The sequence below is a fragment of the Streptomyces sp. NPDC002845 genome (assembly GCF_053591955.1).
In genome coordinates, this window is record NZ_JBSFUU010000006.1 from 118,767 (window position 1) to 139,374 (window position 20,608).

Consider the following 20,608-nt stretch of genomic DNA (forward strand, 5'->3'; position numbering starts at 1 on the left):
GCAGCCTACTGTTCCGGTATCAACAGCCGTGCGGCAGCCGCCGCCGTCCGCGGGCCCACGCCGAGTGCCAGCGCCGCGCGCAGATCGGCGCCGGTGTCCACGTCCTGGCGTACGGAGTCCACCGCGTCGAGGGCGAGTTCCACCGCTCCGGAGGCGCGATGGCGTGCCCGGGAATCCGTTCCGAAGACGGGGAGCAATTCCTGTTCCCCGGATGCCGCCAGAAGTGTTGTACCGATTGCCGCCGTATCCGGAAGAAATGCGCGGGGGAATTCCGTGGCCGCGTCGAGGACCCGGGCCAATTCCGCGGGACGCAGGGCCGGCAGATCGGCGTTCAGGGCCGCTACGGCGCTGCGGGGCCGTGTGGCGCGTACAACCTCGGTGGCGTGCGCCAGGGCGGCGTTCAGGCCCGCTCGCGGGGCGTCCGGGACGATCCGGGCGCCCAGGGCCGCCAGCTCGTGGCCGGCCAGCGGGTCGTCCGTGACGACGACCACATCCCGCACGGGGGCGCAGGCGAGCGCGGCCGCCACAGTGTCCTGGGCGAAGGCGAGGGCCAGCCCCGGACGCACCCCGTCGGCGGCGGTGTCCGAGAGCCTGCTCTTCGCCCGCGCCAGGGGTTTCAGGGGTACGACCAAGGTCCACTGCACGAGCGCTCCGTCCCTCGTATGTCGCGCCCATTGTGACCCGGCCATCCTGGCGGTTTGTGCACCGGGGTAAGGGCGCGGAGCTCGATTGAGGGCGGTGGCGGGAGACGGGCGGGCGTACGGTGTTCTCGACAGACGCGCGGCCTGGGGCGACACTTGTGCGGCCCACAGGCCCTGGAAGGAAGGTGCTGGCGTGCCCCGCCGCAGAATCGGCTTCTGGTACCGCTTCGCAGCGGTCCTCTGCAAACCGCCACTGGTGGTTCTGCTCAAGCGGGACTGGCAGGGAATGGAGAACATTCCGCGCGAGGGCGGATTTGTCACCGCGGTGAACCACAATTCCCACCTGGACCCTTTCGCGTACGCACACTTTCAGTACAACAGCGGGCGCGTTCCGCGATTCCTGGCGAAGAGCGGGCTTTTCAAGAAGGGATTCGTGGGTGCCGCGATGCGCGGCACCGGACAGATCCCCGTCTACCGCGAGACCACCGACGCGCTGAGCGCCTTCCGGGCCGCGATCGCCGCCGTGGAGCGCGGTGAGTGCGTCGCCTTCTACCCGGAGGGCACCATCACCCGGGACCCCGGCCAGTGGCCCATGACCGGCAAGACCGGTGCCGCGCGGGTGGCCCTGCAGACCAGATGTCCGGTGATCCCGGTGGCCCAGTGGGGCGCCAACGAACTGCTGCCGCCGTACGGCAAGAAGCTCAACATCCTTCCGCGCAAGACCCATCACGTTCTCGCGGGCCCGCCGGTGGACCTGACACGCTTCTACGGCAAGGAGATGACCCCCGACCTCCTGAAGGAGGCGACCGAGGTCATCATGGCTTCCGTCACCGCGCAACTGGAGAAGATCCGAGGCGAGAAGGCGCCCGAGACGCCGTACGACCCGAAGCAGGTGCGCATCGAGCAGCGCCGCAGGTCCACGGCCCCGGAGAGCACCGGGCAGAGGGAGCGGCGGGCAGAGAAGAAGGAAGAGGGGCAGAGCACGTGAGCAAGCCGGTCAAGGCGGCCGTCTTCGGCACCGGTTCGTGGGGCACGGCCTTCGGCATGGTGCTTGCCGACGCGGGGTGCGAGGTGACCCTGTGGGGCCGCCGCGCGGAACTCGCCGAAGCGGTCAACTCCACGCGGACGAACCCCGACTACCTCCCGGGCGTCGAGCTCCCCGAGAACCTGCGGGCCACCACGGACGCCGCCGAGGCCGCGCTCGACGCCGACTTCACGGTGCTCGCCGTCCCCTCGCAGACGCTGCGCGGCAACCTCGCCGAGTGGACCCCGCTGCTGGCCCACGGCACCGTCCTCGTCTCCCTCATGAAAGGCGTCGAACTCGGTTCCGCCATGCGGATGAGCGAGGTCATCGAGGACGTCGCCAAGGTCGGCCAGGACCGTATCGCCGTGGTCACGGGGCCCAACCTCGCCCGTGAGATCGCCTCCCGCATGCCGGCCGCCTCCGTGGTCGCCTGCACCGACGAGGCGGTCGCCCGGCGCCTCCAGGCCGCCTGCCACACGCCGTACTTCCGGCCGTACACCAACACCGACGTGGTCGGCTGCGAACTCGGCGGCGCCGTCAAGAACGTCATCGGCCTCGCCGTCGGCATCGCGGACGGCATGGGCCTCGGCGACAACGCCAAGGGCTCGCTCATCACGCGCGGGCTCGCCGAGACCACCCGGCTCGGGCTCGCGATGGGCGCCGACCCGCTGACCTTCTCCGGGCTCGCGGGCCTGGGCGACCTGGTGGCGACCTGCTCCTCGCCGCTCTCCCGCAACCACACCTTCGGCACCAACCTCGGCAGGGGCATGACCCTCCAGGAGACCATCGCGGTCACCAAGCAGACCGCCGAGGGCGTCAAGTCCTGCGAATCCGTCCTGGACTTGGCCCGCCGCCACGGCGTCGACATGCCCATCACCGAGACCGTCGTCGGCATCGTCCACGAGGGCAAGCCGCCGGTGGTCGCGCTCAAGGAGCTGATGTCGCGCAGCGCCAAGCCGGAAAGACGCTGACCGATGCCCCGGTGGCACGCTGTATCAGGGCCTTACCAACGGGTACTCTCAACGCGATATGAGCACCGAGAACCTCCCCCAGAGCCCTGAGCAGCCGACTCGCAAGCCGCGCGTGGCTGTCGTCTTCGGCGGCCGCAGCTCCGAACACGGGATCTCCGTGGTCACGGCGGGCGCCGTCCTGCGTGCCATCGACCGGACGCAGTACGACGTCCTGCCGATCGGCATCACCCGGGACGGCCGTTGGGCGCTCACGGCGGACGAGCCGGAGCGCATGGCGATCGTCGACCGCGTGCCGCCGGACGTCGAGCAGCTCGCCGAGTCGGACGAGGGCGCAGTGATCCTCCCGGTCGACCCCGCCGACCGCGAAGTCGTCTACAGCGAGCCCGGTTCGGTCCCGAAGGCGCTCGGCGAGGTCGATGTCGTCTTCCCCGTCCTGCACGGCCCGTACGGCGAGGACGGCACCCTCCAGGGCCTGCTGGAACTCTCCGGGGTCCCGTACGTCGGCTCCGGCGTCCTCGCCTCGGCCGTCGGCCAGGACAAGGAGTACATGAAGCGGGTGTTCACCTCGTTCGGGCTCAGGGTCGGCCCGTACATGGTGATCCGGCCGCGCGAGTGGGAGCGCGACGAGCCGGCCGCGCGGCGGCGCGTCGCCGAGTTCGCGGGCGAGCACGGCTGGCCGCTGTTCGTGAAGCCCGCGCGCGCGGGCTCCTCGATCGGCATCACCAAGGTCGACTCCTTCGAAGGGCTCGACGAGGCGATCGCCGAGGCCCGGCGCCACGACCCGAAGCTCCTGGTCGAGGCGGCGCTGCGGGGCCGCGAGATCGAGTGCGGGGTACTGGAGTTCGAGGACGGCCCTCGCGCGTCGGTCCCCGCCGAGATCCCGCCGCCGGACGCGCACGCGTACTACGACTTCGAGGCGAAGTACATCGACTCCACGCCCGGCATCGTCCCGGCGCCCCTGACGCCGGAGGAGACCGCGGAGGTCCGGCGGCTCGCGGTCGACGCCTTCGAGGCGGCCTCCTGCGAGGGACTCGTCCGCGCGGACTTCTTCCTCACCGAGGACGGAGAGTTCGTGATCAACGAGATCAACACGATGCCCGGCTTCACGCCCATCTCCATGTACCCGCAGATGTGGCAGGCGAGCGGAATCGGCTACCAGGAGCTGGTGGACCGCCTGGTGCAGGCGGCGCTGCGGAGGCAGACCGGACTTCGCTGAGGAAGTGGTACGTCAGTCGGCGATCCCCTCGGGGATCGCCTTCTTGACCGGCGCGGCGAAGTCGACCAGCGGCCCCGCCCCCTGCGCGGCCTGCTGCTCGCTGAACCGCACCTCGACATACGCCTGGCGCAGGCCCGTGGTGAAGACGTACGAGCCGTCCTCCTGCTCCTGCACGAGCCAGGCCACACCGTCGACCTCGGTCGTCGACGCCTTGGGGTCGAGCATCTCGGCGGGCCGCTCGACCCCGCAGCGCAGTATGATCGCCGGGCTTCCCCAGCCCGCGGTCAGCGCGGACCAGGGCTCGGGATCGTCCCGGTCGAGACCGTCCACCTTCCGCGGCAGCACCTTGTCCAGGTTCCGGCACAGCTTCGTGGCCTTCGCGTCCGGGCTGGGAACCGCCGCCGATCCACCGTCGTCTGCTGAGGAGCAGCCCGCGGCGACGATCAGCAGGGCGAGAGCGGGCAGTGCGACATGGGTGCGGCGCCGGTGGCGGAAGAAGTTCACCGGCCAAGGGTAGACGGGGGCTACAAGTGCACGACCGGGCAGGTCAGGGTACGAGTGATGCCGTCCACTTGCTGGACCTTCGCCACCACCATGCGGCCCAGATCGTCGACTGTGTCGGCCTGGGCACGAACGATCACGTCATACGGTCCTGTCACGTCCTCTGCCTGGATCACCCCAGGAATCTTGCTGATCGTCTCGGCGACGGTCGACGCTTTGCCGACCTCCGTCTGGATCAGGATGTACGCCTGTACCACGGAACCTCCAGGGCGGCCACGAGGATCATGTGGGGAAAAGGAACGCCACGGTATCGCGTCGCCGCTCACCGCGGGGAGACCCGTGGGGACTGTGGCGCACACGTCGGGGTGCGCGGACGACTTAAGTTGACGGTCGACCCGACCGTACCGAGGGCGATCACGGCTCGCGACCGGGCGCGGGCGACACTGGAAGCGGCACACGAAGGGGCGATACGGCAATGAAGGGCACTGTGGGAGAGCTGGGGGAGTTCGGGCTCATCAGGGAGCTCACCTCGCGGCTCACCACCACGCCGGCGGTCCGGGTGGGCCCCGGCGACGACGCCGCTGTGGTGGCCGCGCCCGACCGCAGGGTCGTGGCGAGCACCGACATCCTCCTGGAGGGGCGGCACTTCCGCCGCGACTGGTCCACGGCGTACGACGTCGGGCGCAAGGCGGCCGCGCAGAACCTCGCGGACATCGCCGCCATGGGCGCCGTACCGACCGCGCTGCTCGTCGGCCTGGTCGCCCCCGCCGAACTCCCGGTCACCTGGGCCACCGAGCTGATGGACGGCCTGCGCGACGAGTGCCAGGTCGCGGGGGCGGCCGTGGTCGGCGGTGACGTCGTACGCGGCGACAGCATCATGGTCTCGATCACCGCGCTCGGCGATCTGCGCAACCACGAGCCCGTGACCCGCGCCGGCGCTCAGCCCGGCGACGTCGTGGCCGTCACCGGCTGGCTCGGCTGGTCCGCCGCCGGGCACGCGGTGCTCTCCCGCGGCTTCCGCTCACCGCGTGCCTTCGTGGAGGCCCACCGGCGCCCCGAACCGCCGTACCACGCGGGGCCCGCGGCGGCCGGCCTCGGCGCGACGGCGATGTGCGACGTGAGTGACGGGCTGATCGCGGATCTGGGGCACATCGCCGAGGCCAGCAAGGTACGGATCGATGTCCGCTCGGGCGCGATCGACATTCCCTCGCAGATGAACGACATCGGGCAGGCGGTGGGCGTCGATCCGATCCAGTGGGTGCTGACGGGGGGCGAGGACCACGCGATCGTGGCGACCTTCCCGCCGGACGTGAAGCTGCCCGCGCGGTGGAAGGTGATCGGCGAGGTGCTGAACCCGTCGGCGCTGCCCCAGGTGACGGTGGACGGGGCGCCGTGGACGAGCAAGAGCGGCTGGGACCACTTCGGGGACATCGAGTCATGAGCGCGCCTCCCAGGGTCCTGACCGTCGCGGGCTCCGATTCCGGTGGAGGCGCCGGAATCCAGGCCGACTTGAAGACGATGCTCGCGCTGGGCGTGCACGGCATGAGCGTCGTCACGGCCGTCACCGCGCAGAACTCCCTGGGCGTGCAGGGCGCTTGGGAGCTGCCGGTGGAGGCGGTGCGGGCGCAGTACCGCAGCGTCGTCGACGACATCGGCGTCCAGGCGGTCAAGACCGGCATGCTCGCCTCGGCCGAACTCGTCGAAGCGGTCGCCGGGTTGGTGGGTGCCACGGACGCCCCCGTGGTCGTCGACCCGGTCGGCGTCTCCAAGCACGGCGACCCGCTGCTGGCCGCGTCCGCGCTGGATTCGGTCCGCACGAAGCTGCTGCCGGTGGCGACCGTGGCCACGCCCAACCTCGACGAGGTGGCCCAGCTGACGGGCCTGCGCGTGGAGTCCGAGGGGGAGCTGCGGCGGGCGGCGGCGGCCGTGCTGACGTACGGGCCGCGGTGGGTGGTGATCAAGGGCGGGCATCTGGCCGGGGACGCCGTGGATCTGCTGACGGACGGCTCCGAGGAACACTGGCTGCGGGCGCCACGGCATGACAACCGGCACACCCACGGGACCGGGTGCACGCTGGCGTCGGCGATCGCCTCGGGGCTGGCGAAGGGGCTGGCCGTACCGGAGGCGGTGGCGGCGGCCAAGGAGTACGTGACCGGGGCGATCGCGGCCGGGTTCGCGCTCGGGGGCGGGATCGGGCCGGTGGATCACGGGTGGGGGTTCAGGGGGAGGGAGTGATCCAAGATGTGGGGCCAGGGGTGATCCACAGGAACCGCAAAAAGCCGGCCCACCCGAGGTGGACCGGCTTCGTGCAGCGAACCAAGCGGTGGCCGCGCGCTAGCTGAGCGTCAGCGCGAGACCTTGCCGGCCTTGATGCACGAGGTGCAAGCGTTCACGCGCTTCGGCGTCCCGCCCACCACGGTACGCACACGCTGGATGTTCGGGTTCCAGCGACGGGGCGTACGGCGGTGCGAGTGCGAGATGTTGTTGCCGAAGCCCGGCCCCTTGCCGCAGACGTCGCAGTTGGCAGCCACGGGTCACTCCAAAGACTTCAGATGCACTTACGGTTGAACCCGGCATGCCGGGATCAAGATCCAGGATCTGAAGATCTGAGATCTGAGTGGCGTTGCCAGGGGGAAGGCCCGATCAGATCGGGCAACCGGAGCAGCATACAACGGCTGCTCCCGTACAACGAAACTACCATGGCTGGTCCGGGGCCCACCCCCGGCCCGGTTACCGGCGGACACCGCTCCGGGGTCTACGCTGCGTCCCACGTCCAGCAGCTCAAGGAGGCGCAGGTGCCGCAGGTGCCGCAGACATTGGATGCTCTCGCGGTGCGCACCTGGTGCGGACTCGCGCTCCGGGAGCTGGGGCGGGCGCGCGAGGAGATCGACGCCATCAATGTCTATCCGGTGGCCGACGGTGACACCGGGACCAACCTGTACCTGACGGTGGAGTCGGCCGCGGCGGCGGTCGAGGCGGTGTTCGCGGGGTACGAGGCCGCGGGCGGGGACGCCGATGGTGCGGGTGACGCCGGTCGTGCGGGTGGTGCCGGTGGTGCCGGTGGTGCGGGTGGGCCCACGGTCGCCGATGCCGTGCGGGCCATGGCGCACGGGGCGCTGATAGGGGCCCGCGGGAACTCCGGGACGATCCTCGCGCAACTGCTGCGGGGCATGGCTCAGGTGCTGGCCTCCGACCGGGAGAGCGCTCACACCGACGGGCAGGGCCTCCGGCTCGCCCTCCGCCGCGCCGCCGACTCCGCGCGCGAGGCCGTCGCCCATCCCGTCGAGGGCACGGTCCTCACGGTCGCTTCCGCGGCGGCCGACGCCGCGACCGGGGCCGAGGGCGACTGCGGCACGGTCGCCCGCGCCGCGTACGACGGCGCCCGCGCGGCCCTCGCGGCGACTCCGGGGCAGCTGGCCGTCCTGGAGCGGGCCGGGGTCGTGGACGCGGGCGGGCGGGGCTTGGTGGCGGTGCTGGGGGCGTTGGTGGAGACGTTCACGGGGCAGCAGCCGGGGGCTGTCACGGGGAACGGGGTGCACGCGCGCGACGGGGTGCACGCGCGCGTGGGGACTGCCGGAGTCGGTGAGGACGCCTCCGGGGAGTGTGCGGACGGCGGGCCCGAAGCGGGCGGGCCGGCGTTCGAGGTGATCTACCTCCTGGAGGCCGAGGACGCCGCCGTGGCCCGGTTGCGGCAGCGGCTCGACAGGCTGGGGGACTCGCTCGTCGTGGTCGGCGGGGACGGGCTGTGGAACGTCCACGTGCACGTCGACGACGCCGGGGCCGCGGTCGAGGCCGGGGTCGAGGCGGGGCGGCCGTACCGGATCCGGATCACACACTTCGGGGCCGGGGACGCACACATGGCCGGTGACGGTGGGCGTCCGGTGCGGGAACGCGTCCCGCGCGCGGTCGTGGCCGTCGTGCCGGGGGAGGGGCTGGCCGGGCTGTACACCGAGGCCGGGGCCACCACGGTGCTGGCCCGCCCGGGGGAGCCGCCGGCCAGTGGGGAGCTCGTCGAGGCCGTACGGCGTGCCCACGCGCGCGAGGTGGTGTTGCTGCCGAACGACACGGAGCTGCGCCATACCGCTGCCGCTGCGGCGGAGCAGGCCCGGGCGGAGGGTGTCCGTGTCGCGTTGATCCCCACCCGTTCCGCCGTCCAGGGGATCGCGGCTCTCGCCGTCCATGAACCGGGCCGTCGTTTCGACGAGGACGTCGTTTCCATGACCTCGGCGGCCGGGGCGACGCGGTATGCGGAGGTCGTGATCGCCGAACGTCAGTCCTGGACCATGGCCGGCATCTGCCAGGCCGGCGATGTCCTCGGTCTCATCGAAGGTGACGTCGCCGTCATCGGCTCCGATGTCACGGCCACCGCGGAGATGGTCGTCGACCGGATGCTCGCCGCGGGCGGTGAGATGGTCACCCTGGTCCTCGGCGATGACGCTCCCGAGTCGGTTGTGGGGCATCTTGAGGCGCGTGTGCGGGAGTTGTATCTCGCCGTGGACACGGTGGTGTACCGGGGAGGCCGCCAGGGGGCGTTGCTGCTGATCGGGGTGGAGTAGGGGTCTTTCGCCCCCGCCGCTCCTACCCGTCCCATCCTTCAGGGGCTCTGCCCCTTCGACCCCGTAGCCCGGCAGGGGGTGGGTGGTGTGGGTTGGTTGGGGGTGTGGGTTGTGTGTGGCTGGTCGCGCCCACGCAGCGGAGCCGCACATCGATACAGCCCCGCGCCTTTTGTGGGGCGCGGCTTCGGCACAGGTCTGCAACCAGTCGGCCCTCCCCCGCGCGGAGCCTTTTCAGCCCTGGCTGGGCACCCTCAGCCCGTCCGGAGTTTGAGGGCGAGGCCGGAGGCCGATTCACTGCCCACCCAGCCGCACACTCCCATCCCACCCCAGACACCCCCAGCCTGTCCGGCGTCTGAGGACGAGGCCGGAGGCCGATTCACCGCCCACCCAGCCGCACACTTCCAGCCCACCCCGGCCCCCTCCAGCCTGTCCGGCGTTTGAGGACGAGCCCGTTCAGGCCGATCCACAGCAACCCCCACCGGCCCGCTGGCACCCCACCGGCCCGCTGGCACCCCACCCACCCCGGAGGGCCAGGGGGCGGAGCCTCCAGGGGCCGGGGTCGAAGGGGCGGAGCCCCTGGAGGATGGGACGGGTAGGGGCGGCGGGGGCGAGGCAACGCGGTGGGGTGTGCGCCGGTCAGGCGTTGGGCGGGGGGTCTGTCAGCTGGAGCATGCGTTCGGCCTCGGCTCGGCGGGCCTGGGCGGGGGCGTCGTCGCGGCCCTCGTAGGCGGAGAGCACCGCACGCGCGCGGGAGGCCGCCTCGGCCGGGCGGCGGAGGTCGGCGGCCAGCCAGCCGGCGGCGAGTTCGGCGGCGGTGCGGGCGTCGAGGCCGTCGGGGCCGAGGGAGGCGTAGAGGGAGACGGCCTGCGAGACGTGGTGCAGGGACTCCTCGAACACCGGCCGGAGGACGGAGAAGTCCGCGCCGTCCGGGAGGGAGCGGGCGACCAGGTCACCGAACTGGCGGCGGGTCTCGGCCAGTTCGGCGACGAGGCGGGGCCGTTCCTCCTCGGCGGGACCGGCCCGCAGCGCCTCCTCGCACTCCCGTACCGCCGCCCCCATCAACTCCCGCGCCCCCACGAGCCCTTCGTCCTCGCCCAGCGCGAGCCACGCACGCGCGCGTACGGCACGGACGAGCCCGTGGACGTTGCCGAGGGACCCCCACAGCTCGCCCGCGCGGGCGTACGCCTGGTCGGCCTCGGCGGCGAGCCCCGCGTGGCCGAGGGCCTCGGCGGCGAGGTGGGCGAGCATGGCGTGGTCGCGCTGCTCGGGCCAGTGCCGGGCGATCTCGGCGGCCTGCAGCCAGCGCTGGGCGGCCTCACGGTGCTCCCCGAGTTCGGTGAGGCACTCACCCAGCCACCACTGGGTCTGGACGACCGCCCCGTCGCCGTGCGTCTCGGTGGTGAGGTCCGGCAGTGCGGACTCCAGGACCTCCGCCGCCTCCGCCCACCGGTCCTGCCGCAGCAGGAAGCCGCCGAGCTGATGCCGCGCCCACGCGCCGAGCGTCGCCGACTCGCCCGCCTCGTCGGCCCAGTGCGCCGCCTCCAGGGCATGCGCCGAGGCCTCCGCGAACCGTTCCGCCTCGGCGAGGACCTCGGCGAGCTGGAGGTTCAGCTGGGCGTGCCCCATCGGCTCCAGGTACGGCCCGCCGTGCTCCAGCGCCGCCCTTGCCGCCCGCTCGGCGGTCTCCAGGTCCCCGAGGTGCCGCGCGGCCCCGGTGAGCCGCGCCTCGCACTCCACCGCGAACCACGGCAGCCCGGCGGCCCCGTACGTCTCCGCGGCCTCGGCGAAGAGCCCCGCCGCGGCCGCCGCACCCTCGGTGGTCCCGTCGTGCGCGGCCAGCTCCGCGAGCATCGACCGCGCCTCCGCGGCCCGCGCGGCCAGCCGTACGTCCTCGGCCGTGTGCGGCTCGACCAGCGTCAGCAGCTCCCGTACGGCCTCCTCGGCGGCCCCGGAGTCCCCCGCTTCCTCGTACACCAGCTGCATCAGGGTCCGCGCCCGGTTCACCAGGACCGACGCCGTCTGCCGTACGCCGGTACCGCCTTCGGCGAAGAGGGCCAGCACCTTCTCGTACGGTTCGGAGATCAGGGCCAGGGCCGGTTCCGGGTGCCCTGTCATGGCGTGGACGCGGGCTCCACGCGCGCGTGCCGCCAGGGCCTCGCCGGGGTCGCCCGCCTCCGCGTACAGCTCGGCCGCGCGGTCGAACAAGGGCTTGCCTTCAGGGCCGAGGCCCATCGCCTCATGGTCGACGAGCTCCGCCCGGTCGTACGACTCCAGCTCCGCGCCCTCGGCGTGAGCCACCCGCGCCACGGCCGCCCAGGCCTCGACGGAGCGGGGATCCGCGGCGGCGGTCAGCCGTCGTGCCTCGGAGAGCAGGGCGGCCAGATCCGGGGTGCCCGCCGGGGCCGATTCCGTGGCGGCCGGGGGGCGGGGTGCCGGCACGGGCACCTTTCGCGTCGACCGCACGCCCAGCGGCAGGCGGTCCACCAGCGGCCGCTGGTCCATCCGCTCCCGGACGTGCGTGCTGACATACGCGGTGCCATTGCGCTCGTCGAAGCGGGCGGCCAGGGAAAGGGCCTCCTCACGCGCGTGGGAGGCCAGTTCGAGGGCGGTCCAGGTGCGGCCGGCCGGACCGGGGACCGTTTGATCACCCAACCCACACGCGGCCACGCGGTCCATGAGCAGCGCCACCACGGACATGTAGTCCATCCTGCTGCGTGGGTCTCCGGAGTCCGTGAAGTACGCCGGTCGCTCGGCCAGCAGCTCCAGGCCGCGCGCCTCGTTCCCGGTCAGGGCGCAGAACTCGACGTGGTCCGCGTACGCGCCCCGCATGCTCTCCATGGCCCGTACGAGGCGGAAGCCGCGCAGATGGTGGGCGCGGGCCTCGTCCGGGCGGCCCAGGCGCAGCAGCGGCAGCAGGGAGGACGCCAGGACGGTGTGCGGCTCGTGGGCGCAGGTGTACTCACCCTCCAGGACCGGCCCCCACAGCTCCAGGGCCTCGGCGTCCTCGCGCAGCCGCGACTGCCACCAGCCCTGCCCGTGCAGCTCACACGCGTGGCAGTCGGCCATGCTGTCGCGGTCGGCGGCCAGCCACGCCCCGTACGCCCGCTCGGCCCGCTCCAGGTCCCCGACGTGCGCGGCCACGCTGAACTCGGCGCTGCGCACGGCCCGTTCGGAGTGCCCGGCCAGGCGGTAGCGGCGCTCCATCTCGCCGAGCCACTTCTCGATGGAGGCGAGCGGAATGTGCGGCTGGTTGAGCATGCCGGCCGACATCCACTTGAAGACCCAGTGCAAGGAGTGGATCTCGTACTCGTCGAAGTCCTCGGGGTGTTCGTCCCACATGCGCAGCAGGCGCGCGAAGGGAACGAACATCTTGTCCTTCTCGGAGCTGTAGTTGTAGACCTTCAGCTGGTGTCCGAGCGCCTCGATCACGGCGAGCGGGATGTTCAGCTTCTCGGCCTGCGTGAGCAGGTGCTCCGCGCGCGTGTTGCGCGCCGGTCCCTCCGGCTGCTCGTAGTTGTCCGCCATGGCCCGGCGCAGCTCGTCGAAGTCCGTGATGTCTGCGAATTCGCTGATCCCGCTCATCGGCGGCCGTCCTCCCCGGACTCGGTGTGGGTGGCCCATTCGAGCAGGCCGATGAACGCGCGGTTCAGCAGCGCGGAGTCCTGGGGCCGCAGCGGGCGCTGGGCCATGAGCAGGGCCTGCCCGTAGAGGGACTCCGTGGCGGTGCCGATCAGCTCCGGGTCGCCCAGGGAACTGATCCTCCGGATCAGCGGGTTGAGGTGGTTGAGCACCAGACGCGCGCGTGGGGCACTGCCCCGGAGGGAGCCGAGGATGCCCGACCACAGGTCGTCGGCCTGTTCCTCGGCCTCCGCGCGGGCCTGCTCGTGCCGGGCCGCGCGGTCGTCCAAGTGCAGGGCGGGGACGGAGAGCGGGTGGAAGGCGCGCAGGACCACGTCGCAGCCCAGGGGGTCGAGTTTCGCCCGTGCTGCCGACAGGAAGCCCGCCAGCGCCAGTTCCTCGGCCGGGTCCACGGCGTCCAGGTGCGCCGTCACGGTGTCCGCGTCCAGTTCGGCGACCACTGTCCCCGGGCGGACGGACGGCAGCGCCTCGACCAGCTCACTGTCGTACGTGTAACCGCCGTTGACGACTCCGACGCCCTGCGCGGAGGCGATCGGCGCGACCTGGCGGTACTCCTCCACGGTCCGCGTGAAGTGGACCACCGGGTGCCGCTGCGCGAACTCCTCCAGGGACAGCCGCCCGTCGGTCGTCTCGAACGGCAGCCACGGCAGCATCGTCCGCAGCATCTCCCTGTCGTGCCGCGCCAGGGACTTCACGCCCAGGTGGTGCACCGACAGGAAGGCCGCGAGGCGCTCAGGGTCGCCCGCGGCCAGCCCGGTCAGCCAGGTGCGAATCCTTTCGCCCAGGGCCTCCCGTACGGCCGCGAGGGTCTCGTCCTCGTACAGCGACTCCCGGGACGCGGTGGGCCGCAGGCTGTCCGTGTCGAGGACGCAGCGCACGAAGAACGCCCAGTCCGGCAGCAGCTGTTCGGCCCGCTCGGTGAGCAGCATGCCCTTCAGATGCACGCGGTGGCTCGCGCGCTGGGCGGGGCTGACGGCGGTCGGCAGCACGTACGCCACGCCCCGGATCCCGGCGAGCGGCACGTCCAGCTCGATCGAGTCCAGCGGGGTGAACCCGAACTGGTCGTGGCAGTGGCGGGCGAGGGCCACCCTCCGGGTGGCGGGGGAGGGGTACGAACGGTCCCAGGGCGCCGGCAGATCGGTGACCGCCTCGTCGCCCACACGCACGTCGTACGGCAGCAGCGAGCCGAAGTCCCGTGCCAGGGACAGGACCCGGTCGTGGCTCAGCCAGTCGGCGGCACCGGGCCGCGCGACCAGGTGCACGGTGGTGCCCGGTTCGGGGTGGGCCTCGTCGGGCAGAGTGCGCACGGTGTACGAGCCGTCGTCGGCCGCCGTCCACTCCACGGGCGCCGCGTCGGGCGTACGGGCGCTGCGGCTGACGACCCGGATGCGTTCGGCGACCACGAAACACGCCAGCAACCCGATGCCGAACTGCCCGAGGAAGTCGGAGCGGGCCTCCTGAAGTCCGTCGGCGCGCTTGGAACTGCGCCCGATGGTGGCCAGCAGGCTGTGCACGTCGGACTCGGTGAGCCCCACGCCGGAGTCCTCGACCCGCAGGGCACCGCCCTGGGCGGACAGCCGTACCCGGGCGGGCGCGTCGGGCTGCTCGGCGCGGCGCGCGGTGATCGCGTCCACGGCGTTCTGCAGCAGCTCGCGCAGATAGACCTTCGGACTGGAGTACAGATGATGGGAGAGCAGGTCCACCAGACCGCGCAGGTCGACCTGGAACGTATGAGGTGACTGAGGTGCCTGGGATGACTGTGAGGTCTGGGAATCCATCGTCGCTGCGCCGGTGGGTGGGGGTCTGGCGACGGCGCGGGGTCGGGCGGTACCGCGAGACGGCGACCGCGGACGGGAGGCGGGTGGGCCATCCTAGGCCGCGAACAACCCGTCTGACCAGCGGATTTCAAGGACGTATACGGCATTGTCAGTGTCGTGGTGTGCAATGGATCTCGTGCCCGCACTGGAAGAACCACTGAAAAAGGTGCTCGGCCCCGCCACCGCGAAGGTGATGGCCGAGCACCTCGGCCTGCACACCGTCGGCGACCTCCTGCACCACTATCCGCGCAGATACGAGGAGCGGGGCCAGCTCACCCACCTCGCCGACCTGCCCATGGACGAGCATGTGACGGTGGTCGCCCAGGTCGCCGACGCCCGCCTGCACACGTTCGCCTCGGCCAAGGCCCCGCGCGGCAAGGGCCAGCGTCTCGAAGTCACCATCACGGACGGCAGCGGCCGCCTGCAGCTGGTCTTCTTCGGCCACGGTGTGCACAAGCCCCACAAGGAGCTGCTGCCGGGCACACGCGCGCTGTTCGCCGGCAAGGTCTCCGTCTTCAACCGCCGCCTCCAGCTGGCCCATCCGGCGTACGAGCTGCTGCGCGGCGACACCGGGGAGGCCGCCGAGACCATCGACTCCTGGGCCGGCGCCCTCATCCCGATCTACCCGGCCACCGCCAAGCTGGAGTCCTGGAAGATCGCCAAGTCGGTCCAGACGGTCCTCCCGAGCGCCCAGGAGGCCGTCGACCCCCTGCCGGACTCCCTCCGGGAAGGCCGGGGCCTGGTCTCCCTCCCCGAAGCCCTCCTGAAGATCCACCGCCCCCACACCAAGGCCGACGTCGCCGACGCCCGCGACCGCCTCAAGTGGGACGAGGCCTTCGTCCTCCAGGTCGCCCTGGCCCGCCGCCGGTACGCCGACGCCCAACTCCCGGCCGTGGCCCGCAAACCCAAGCCCGACGGCCTCCTCGCCGCCTTCGACGACCGCCTCCCCTTCACCCTCACCGAAGGCCAGCGGAAGGTCTCCAAGGAGATCTTCGACGACCTGGCCACCGAGCATCCGATGCACCGGCTGCTCCAGGGAGAGGTCGGTTCCGGGAAGACGATGGTCGCCCTGCGCGCCATGCTCGCCGTCGTCGACACGGGCGGGCAGGCGGCCATGCTCGCGCCCACCGAGGTGCTGGCCCAGCAGCACCACCGGTCGATCGTCGAGATGATGGGCGAGCTGGCCGAGGGCGGGATGCTCGGCGGGGCCGAGCAGGCCACCAAGGTGGTGCTGCTGACCGGGTCGATGGGCGCGGCGGCCCGTCGGCAGGCGCTGCTCGACCTGGTCACCGGGGAGGCCGGGCTCGTGATCGGCACGCATGCGCTGATCGAGGACAAGGTGCAGTTCCACGACCTCGGACTGGTGGTCGTGGACGAGCAGCACCGGTTCGGCGTCGAGCAGCGGGACGCCCTGCGCGGCAAGGGCAAGCAGCCGCCGCACCTGCTGGTCATGACAGCCACGCCCATTCCGCGTACGGTCGCGATGACCGTCTTCGGCGACCTGGAGACCTCGGTCCTGGACCAGCTCCCGGCCGGGCGCTCGCCGATCGCCAGCCATGTCGTCCCGGCCGCCGACAAGCCGCACTTCCTGGCCAGGGCTTGGGAGCGGGTGCGCGAGGAGGCCGGGAACGGCCATCAGGCGTACGTGGTCTGCCCGCGTATCGGGGACGAGGAGGACGACCCGAAGAAGGGCGGCAAGAAGTCCCCCGAGGACGAGGCCGAGAAGAGGCCGCCCCTCGCCGTCCTGGACGTGGCCGACCAGCTCACCAAGGGCCCCCTCCAGGGGCTGAAGGTCGAGGTCCTGCACGGGCGTATGCAGCCCGACGACAAGGACGCGGTGATGCGCCGCTTCGCGGCGGGCGAGACGGACGTCCTGGTGGCGACCACCGTGATCGAGGTCGGCGTGAACGTCCCGAACGCCACGGTGATGGTGATCATGGACGCCGACCGGTTCGGCGTCTCCCAGCTCCACCAGCTGCGCGGCCGCGTCGGCCGGGGCTCGGCCCCCGGGCTCTGTCTCCTGGTCACCGAGATGCCCGAGGCCAGCGCGGCACGCCAGCGCCTGAACGCGGTGGCCTCCACCCTCGACGGCTTCGAACTCTCCCGCATCGACCTCGAACAGCGCCGCGAGGGCGACGTCCTCGGCCAGGCCCAGTCCGGCGCCCGCACCTCGCTGCGCATGCTCGCCGTCATCGAGGACGAGGAGATCATCGCCGAAGCCCGTGAGGAGGCGGCGGCGGTGGTCGCCGCCGACCCGGAGCTGGAGCGGCTCCCGGGCCTGCGCACGGCCCTGGACGCGCTGCTGGACGAGGAGCGGGAGCAGTACCTCGACAAGGGGTGAGGCGGCCGGGACCGGTCGAGTGTCCCGCCCGGCAGGGGAGGGGGGCGGTACAGCATCGCGGGACGACCGCCCTCCGCCGGGCCGAGCGCGGCGCTCGTGCTTTCGGCAAGGGCGTGGGCAGTGGCTCGAAGAGGCCTGATGCGGCCGGGGGAGTGTCCCGGTGGGCCGGGCTGTTGCCACGCGCGGGCGAGGTTCTCTGCCGGGCCGGGTGTGGTGCCTGTGCCCTTTGTGTCTCGGGTTGGACGACGGGCGTAAGCGGTGCTTCGAAGAGGAGTTGGCGTCGTGCGCGGGTGGGGTTCTCTGCTGGGCGGGGTGGGGCGTGGTGCCTTTGCGCCCGGGGGTGCGATGGGCGTGTGCTGTGGCTTGAAGAGGGCTGGCATGGCTGGTGTGAGCGGGGCTGGTGGGGTGGGTTGGCGTCGTGCGCGGGTGGGGTTCTCTGCTGGGCGGGGTGGGGCGTGGTGCCTTTGCGCCCGGGGGTGCGATGGGCGTGTGCAGTGCCTCGCAGAGGGCCGACCTGGCGGGGGTGGCCCGTGGGGAGGGCCGGTGTCGTACGCGGGCGAGGTTCCCCGCCGGGCCCAGGCCTGTGCCCGTACCCCTGGCCCGCCCCGGGCGCCCTGTCCGCCGAGAAGCGTGAGTGGTGGCTCCGGGCGGGCCGACGTGGCCGGGAGCGGGCGCGGTGTTCGGGGAGGAGGGCTGAGAGACTGGAGGGGCATCCGCCGCTGGGCGGCCCCAGGCTCAGGGCACCGCCCCGTACACCGACAAGGACCCAACAGATGACCCGCGTGATCGCCGGCCGGGCCGGTGGACGCCGTCTGGCCGTGCCGCCGGGCAACGGCACCCGTCCCACCTCCGACCGGGCGCGCGAGGGCCTCTTCTCGACCTGGGAGTCCCTGCTCGGCGGCCCGCTGGACGGTGAGCGCGTCCTCGACCTCTACGCCGGCTCCGGTGCCGTGGGCCTCGAAGCCCTGTCCCGGGGCGCGGGGCACGCCCTCCTCGTCGAGACCGACGCCCGAGCCGTGCGCACGCTGCGCGAGAACGTCAGGGCGCTGGGCCTCCCCGGCGCCGAGGTCCGGGCGGGCAAAGCGGAACAGATCCTCCGAGGGGCGGCGCCGGAAACTCCGTATGACCTCGTCTTCCTCGACCCGCCGTACGCGGTCGCGGACGGAGATCTTCGCGAGATCCTGCTCACACTCCGCACGGAGGGGTGGCTCGCGGAGGAAGCGCTCGTCACCGTGGAGCGCAGCACCAGAGGTGGTGAATTCGGGTGGCCGGAGGGCTTCGAGGCGATCCGGGCCCGTCGCTACGGCGAAGGGACGTTTTGGTACGGTCGCGCCGCCTCTACGTGCGAAGACGCACGATGACCGGACCGGAGAGCGAGGGAACTCAAGTGCGCCGTGCCGTCTGTCCCGGGTCGTTCGACCCCGTCACCAATGGCCACCTCGACATCATCGCCCGCGCCTCCAGGCTGTACGACGAGGTCTACGTCGCGGTGATGATCAACCAGTCCAAGCGGGGCCTGTTCGACGTCGACGAGCGGATGGACCTGATCCGCCAGGTCACCGCCGAGTACGAGAACGTGATCGTCGAGTCCCACCACGGCCTCCTCGTCGACTTCTGCAAGCAGCGCGACATCCCGGCCATCGTCAAGGGCCTGCGCGCGGTCAGCGACTTCGACTACGAGCTCCAGATGGCCCAGATGAACAACGGCCTCTCCGGCGTGGAGACCCTCTTCGTCCCCACCAACCCCACCTACAGCTTCCTGTCCTCCTCGCTCGTCAAGGAGGTCGCGGCCTGGGGCGGCGATGTCTCCCACCTGGTGCCGCCGGCGGTCCTGGACGCCCTCGCCCAGCGCCTCAAGAAGGACTGACAGAAAGACTGAGGACAAAAGGACTCGCAAAAGAACCGAACAGGCCTGGACAGGCCCGAAGAGGCTGACAAACCGTCACCCGGTGTCGGGCAGGCGCCCCAGGGTCGTACAGTCGACCCGTCCGTCTCCAACACAGCTTTAGAGAGTGGCGAGCACAGGTGGACGTGCAGAAGAAGCTCGACGAGATCGTCGCGACGATCTCCGGCGCCCGGTCGATGCCCATGTCGGCCTCGTGCGTGGTCAACCGCGCCGAGCTGCTCTCGATGCTCGAAGAGGTGCGCGCGGCCCTGCCCGGCTCTCTGGCCGAGGCCCAGGAGCTGATCGGCGACCGCGAGCAGATGGTCGAGCGGGCCCGCCAGGAGGCCGAGCGGATCATCGAGACCGCACACGCCGAGCGCGGCTCCCTGATCTCCGACACCGAGGTCGCCCGCCGCTCCCAGAACGAGGCCGACCGCATCCTCGCCGAGGCCCGCCAGGAGGCCGAGGAGGTCCGCGCCGAGGCTGACGACTACGTCGACTCCAAGCTCGCCAACTTCGAGGTCGTCCTCACCAAGACCCTCGGCTCCGTCGGCCGCGGCCGCGAGAAGCTCCTCGGCACCGGCCCCGGTCTGGACGAGCAGGGGTACGAGGACGAGGACGCCCCCGAGCGCAGCCACGACCCCGAGACCCTGCGCCGCGACGCCGACGCGTACGTGGACACCAAGCTCGGCGCCTTCGAGGCCGTCCTCGCCAAGACCCTGGAGGCCGTCGGCAAGGGCCGGCAGAAGCTCCACGGCCGTATCGCCACCGACGACCTCGGCGTCCTCGCCCTGAACGACGACGGCACTCCCGCTCAGCACACCAGCGACGCCGACTACCTCGACGAGCTGTCCGCCCTCGCGCAGACCCCGCAGCCCGCCGCCCAGGCCGCCGTCGCCCCGGAGATCCCGGCCCAGCAGCCGTACCCGCAGCAACAGGACGTGTACGCGTCATACCAGCAGGACCAGTACGGGTACCAGCAGCAGTACGCCCAGCAGGACCCGTACGGCTACCAGCAGGCCGATCCGTACGCCGCGTACCCGCAGCAGCCCGCGTACCACCCGAACCAGGACCAGCAGGGGTACACACAGCCGCAGGCGCAGCCCCAGACGCAACCACAGGCCCACGCGCTGGACGAGACCAGTCTCTTCGACACCAGCATGATCAGCGCCGAGCAGCTGCGGCAGTACGAGCAGGGCCGGCAGTACGAGCAGGGCCGCTGACGCCGGATTGGGCCGACAGCGAAAGGTCCAGTATCCTGGCTCTTCGGTCGCGAGTACGCCCGCGATCAACGCTGCCCTCGGCGTTTCAAGACAGATGACCTTCTTGGAGCCGGGCGGTATCCCTCGAGTTTCGAAGACCGAAAGCAGGAATGGCCCTGAACGCCCGCCTCGACCACCGCAACCCTCTCGTGTTCGACACACACGAGCTGGGGCGACGTCCTGGTGCGCTGCAGCGCCTGACCCGTACGGTCGACGCCCCCAAGGACTTCGGTGTCCAGGGGGTCGTCGGAGTGCCGGAAGGCGCCCCGGTGGAGCTCGAACTCCGCCTGGAGTCGGTCATGGAAGGTGTGCTCGTCACAGGCACCGCCCGTGCAACGGCCGAGGGGGAGTGCGTAAGGTGTCTGGAGCTGCTTCAGCTGGACGTCGAAGCGGACTTCCAGGAGATGTTCTCGTACCCTGACGCCGATGACCGGGGCCGCGTGAAGGCGGAACCGGCCGACGACGCCGAGGAAGACGAGGACAGGCTCTTTATCGAGGACGGCCTGTTCGACCTCGAACCCGTGCTGCGCGATGCGGTGGTGCTCGCACTGCCGATGCAGCCGGTGTGCCAGGACGACTGCCCCGGCCTGTGCTCCGAGTGCGGAGTACGGCTCGCGGACGTCCCGGACCACCACCACGATGCCGTCGACATCCGTTGGGCGGCTTTGCAGGGACTCGCCGGTTCACTCGAAGACGGCGAGAAGGACGAGATGAGCGGCGCCGAACCGGGCGTCGACGAGAAGCAGGAGAAGTAG

General features: G+C 71.7%; 17 protein-coding genes. 11 read left to right on the forward strand and 6 right to left on the reverse strand.

Going from position 1 to position 20,608, the window contains the following annotated elements; all coding sequences use genetic code 11:
- Window positions 1–5: 5 nt before the first annotated feature.
- Window positions 6–644, reverse strand: a complete 639-nt coding sequence (gene cofC, locus ACWD3C_RS06225) for a 2-phospho-L-lactate guanylyltransferase (RefSeq protein ID WP_451140619.1) — start codon at window positions 642–644, stop codon at window positions 6–8.
- Between the two features lie 190 nt (window positions 645–834).
- Here cofC and ACWD3C_RS06230 point away from each other — a divergent pair, with 190 nt between their 5' ends.
- From ACWD3C_RS06230 to ACWD3C_RS06240, 3 genes are read left to right on the forward strand one after another with little or no spacing between them, the layout of a single operon-like run.
- On the forward strand, window positions 835–1,629 hold the full coding sequence (locus ACWD3C_RS06230; RefSeq protein ID WP_451140621.1) for a lysophospholipid acyltransferase family protein: 795 nt from the start codon (window positions 835–837) through the stop codon (window positions 1,627–1,629).
- Entirely contained in the window at window positions 1,626–2,636 is a 1,011-nt protein-coding gene (locus ACWD3C_RS06235; protein WP_451140623.1) for an NAD(P)H-dependent glycerol-3-phosphate dehydrogenase, read from the forward strand. Before ACWD3C_RS06230 ends, ACWD3C_RS06235 begins: the two co-directional genes overlap by 4 nt.
- Before the next feature lie 58 nt (window positions 2,637–2,694).
- Entirely contained in the window at window positions 2,695–3,852 is a 1,158-nt protein-coding gene (locus ACWD3C_RS06240) for a D-alanine--D-alanine ligase family protein (RefSeq protein WP_451140625.1), read from the forward strand.
- Between the two features lie 12 nt (window positions 3,853–3,864).
- On the opposite strand, the gene ACWD3C_RS06245 is transcribed toward ACWD3C_RS06240, so the two are convergent.
- Both ACWD3C_RS06245 and ACWD3C_RS06250 read right to left on the reverse strand, forming a co-directional pair.
- Complete coding sequence (locus tag ACWD3C_RS06245) at window positions 3,865–4,356, reverse strand: DUF3515 domain-containing protein (protein WP_451140627.1); 492 nt, start codon at window positions 4,354–4,356, stop codon at window positions 3,865–3,867.
- Window positions 4,357–4,376: 20 nt separating this feature from the next.
- Window positions 4,377–4,610, reverse strand: coding sequence for an Lrp/AsnC family transcriptional regulator (locus ACWD3C_RS06250; protein WP_003997603.1), 234 nt, complete (start codon window positions 4,608–4,610; stop codon window positions 4,377–4,379).
- 218 nt (window positions 4,611–4,828) lie between these two features.
- Between ACWD3C_RS06250 and ACWD3C_RS06255 the strand changes: the two genes are divergently transcribed.
- On the forward strand, window positions 4,829–5,794 hold the full coding sequence (locus ACWD3C_RS06255; RefSeq protein WP_451140629.1) for a thiamine-phosphate kinase: 966 nt from the start codon (window positions 4,829–4,831) through the stop codon (window positions 5,792–5,794).
- Entirely contained in the window at window positions 5,791–6,588 is a 798-nt protein-coding gene (gene thiD / locus ACWD3C_RS06260) for a bifunctional hydroxymethylpyrimidine kinase/phosphomethylpyrimidine kinase (RefSeq protein WP_451140631.1), read from the forward strand. The genes ACWD3C_RS06255 and thiD overlap by 4 nt, the downstream gene beginning before the upstream one ends.
- 110 nt (window positions 6,589–6,698) lie before the next feature.
- Here the strand turns inward: thiD and rpmB are convergent, their stop codons facing one another.
- Window positions 6,699–6,884: a 50S ribosomal protein L28 gene (gene rpmB / locus ACWD3C_RS06265; protein ID WP_004924906.1), complete on the reverse strand. Its 186-nt coding sequence runs from the start codon at window positions 6,882–6,884 to the stop codon at window positions 6,699–6,701.
- A 264-nt stretch (window positions 6,885–7,148) separates the two neighbouring features.
- Between rpmB and ACWD3C_RS06270 the strand changes: the two genes are divergently transcribed.
- On the forward strand, window positions 7,149–8,909 hold the full coding sequence (locus ACWD3C_RS06270) for a DAK2 domain-containing protein (protein ID WP_451140777.1): 1,761 nt from the start codon (window positions 7,149–7,151) through the stop codon (window positions 8,907–8,909).
- Between the two features lie 636 nt (window positions 8,910–9,545).
- Here the strand turns inward: ACWD3C_RS06270 and ACWD3C_RS06275 are convergent.
- Window positions 9,546–12,491, reverse strand: a complete 2,946-nt coding sequence (locus ACWD3C_RS06275) for a tetratricopeptide repeat protein (RefSeq protein ID WP_451140633.1) — start codon at window positions 12,489–12,491, stop codon at window positions 9,546–9,548.
- Window positions 12,488–14,326 (reverse strand): HSP90 family protein, encoded by a 1,839-nt coding sequence (locus ACWD3C_RS06280; RefSeq protein WP_451140635.1) that lies wholly within the window; start codon window positions 14,324–14,326, stop codon window positions 12,488–12,490. The genes ACWD3C_RS06275 and ACWD3C_RS06280 overlap by 4 nt, the downstream gene beginning before the upstream one ends.
- Window positions 14,327–14,492: 166 nt before the next feature.
- Between ACWD3C_RS06280 and recG the strand changes: the two genes are divergently transcribed.
- The 5 genes from recG to ACWD3C_RS06305 all read left to right on the forward strand — a co-directional run bounded on the left by recG (window position 14,493) and on the right by ACWD3C_RS06305 (window position 20,608).
- On the forward strand, window positions 14,493–16,706 hold the full coding sequence (recG, locus tag ACWD3C_RS06285; RefSeq protein WP_451140637.1) for an ATP-dependent DNA helicase RecG: 2,214 nt from the start codon (window positions 14,493–14,495) through the stop codon (window positions 16,704–16,706).
- 773 nt (window positions 16,707–17,479) lie between these two features.
- Window positions 17,480–18,067 (forward strand): 16S rRNA (guanine(966)-N(2))-methyltransferase RsmD, encoded by a 588-nt coding sequence (gene rsmD, locus ACWD3C_RS06290; protein WP_451140639.1) that lies wholly within the window; start codon window positions 17,480–17,482, stop codon window positions 18,065–18,067.
- Window positions 18,064–18,573 (forward strand): pantetheine-phosphate adenylyltransferase, encoded by a 510-nt coding sequence (gene coaD, locus ACWD3C_RS06295; RefSeq protein WP_451140641.1) that lies wholly within the window; start codon window positions 18,064–18,066, stop codon window positions 18,571–18,573. The genes rsmD and coaD overlap by 4 nt, the downstream gene beginning before the upstream one ends.
- A 158-nt stretch (window positions 18,574–18,731) precedes the next feature.
- Entirely contained in the window at window positions 18,732–19,814 is a 1,083-nt protein-coding gene (locus ACWD3C_RS06300) for an ATP synthase F0 subunit B (protein WP_451140643.1), read from the forward strand.
- A gap of 149 nt (window positions 19,815–19,963) precedes the next feature.
- The gene (locus tag ACWD3C_RS06305; RefSeq protein WP_451140645.1) at window positions 19,964–20,608 is read left to right on the forward strand and encodes a YceD family protein; all 645 of its coding nucleotides are present in this window, start codon (window positions 19,964–19,966) and stop codon (window positions 20,606–20,608) included.

What these genes read in the sequence shown, in the direction of transcription:
- rsmD (WP_451140639.1), top strand. Translation starts at nt 17,480, where the DNA reads ATGACCCGCGTGATCGCCGGCCGGGCCGGTGGACGCCGTCTGGCCGTG.
- ACWD3C_RS06305 (WP_451140645.1), top strand. Translation starts at nt 19,964, where the DNA reads ATGGCCCTGAACGCCCGCCTCGACCACCGCAACCCTCTCGTGTTCGAC.
- ACWD3C_RS06275 (WP_451140633.1), bottom strand. Translation starts at nt 12,491, where the DNA reads ATGAGCGGGATCAGCGAATTCGCAGACATCACGGACTTCGACGAGCTG.
- ACWD3C_RS06240 (WP_451140625.1), top strand. Translation starts at nt 2,695, where the DNA reads ATGAGCACCGAGAACCTCCCCCAGAGCCCTGAGCAGCCGACTCGCAAG.
- recG (WP_451140637.1), top strand. Translation starts at nt 14,493, where the DNA reads ATGGATCTCGTGCCCGCACTGGAAGAACCACTGAAAAAGGTGCTCGGC.
- coaD (WP_451140641.1), top strand. Translation starts at nt 18,064, where the DNA reads ATGACCGGACCGGAGAGCGAGGGAACTCAAGTGCGCCGTGCCGTCTGT.
- thiD (WP_451140631.1), top strand. Translation starts at nt 5,791, where the DNA reads ATGAGCGCGCCTCCCAGGGTCCTGACCGTCGCGGGCTCCGATTCCGGT.
- ACWD3C_RS06255 (WP_451140629.1), top strand. Translation starts at nt 4,829, where the DNA reads ATGAAGGGCACTGTGGGAGAGCTGGGGGAGTTCGGGCTCATCAGGGAG.
- ACWD3C_RS06280 (WP_451140635.1), bottom strand. Translation starts at nt 14,326, where the DNA reads ATGGATTCCCAGACCTCACAGTCATCCCAGGCACCTCAGTCACCTCAT.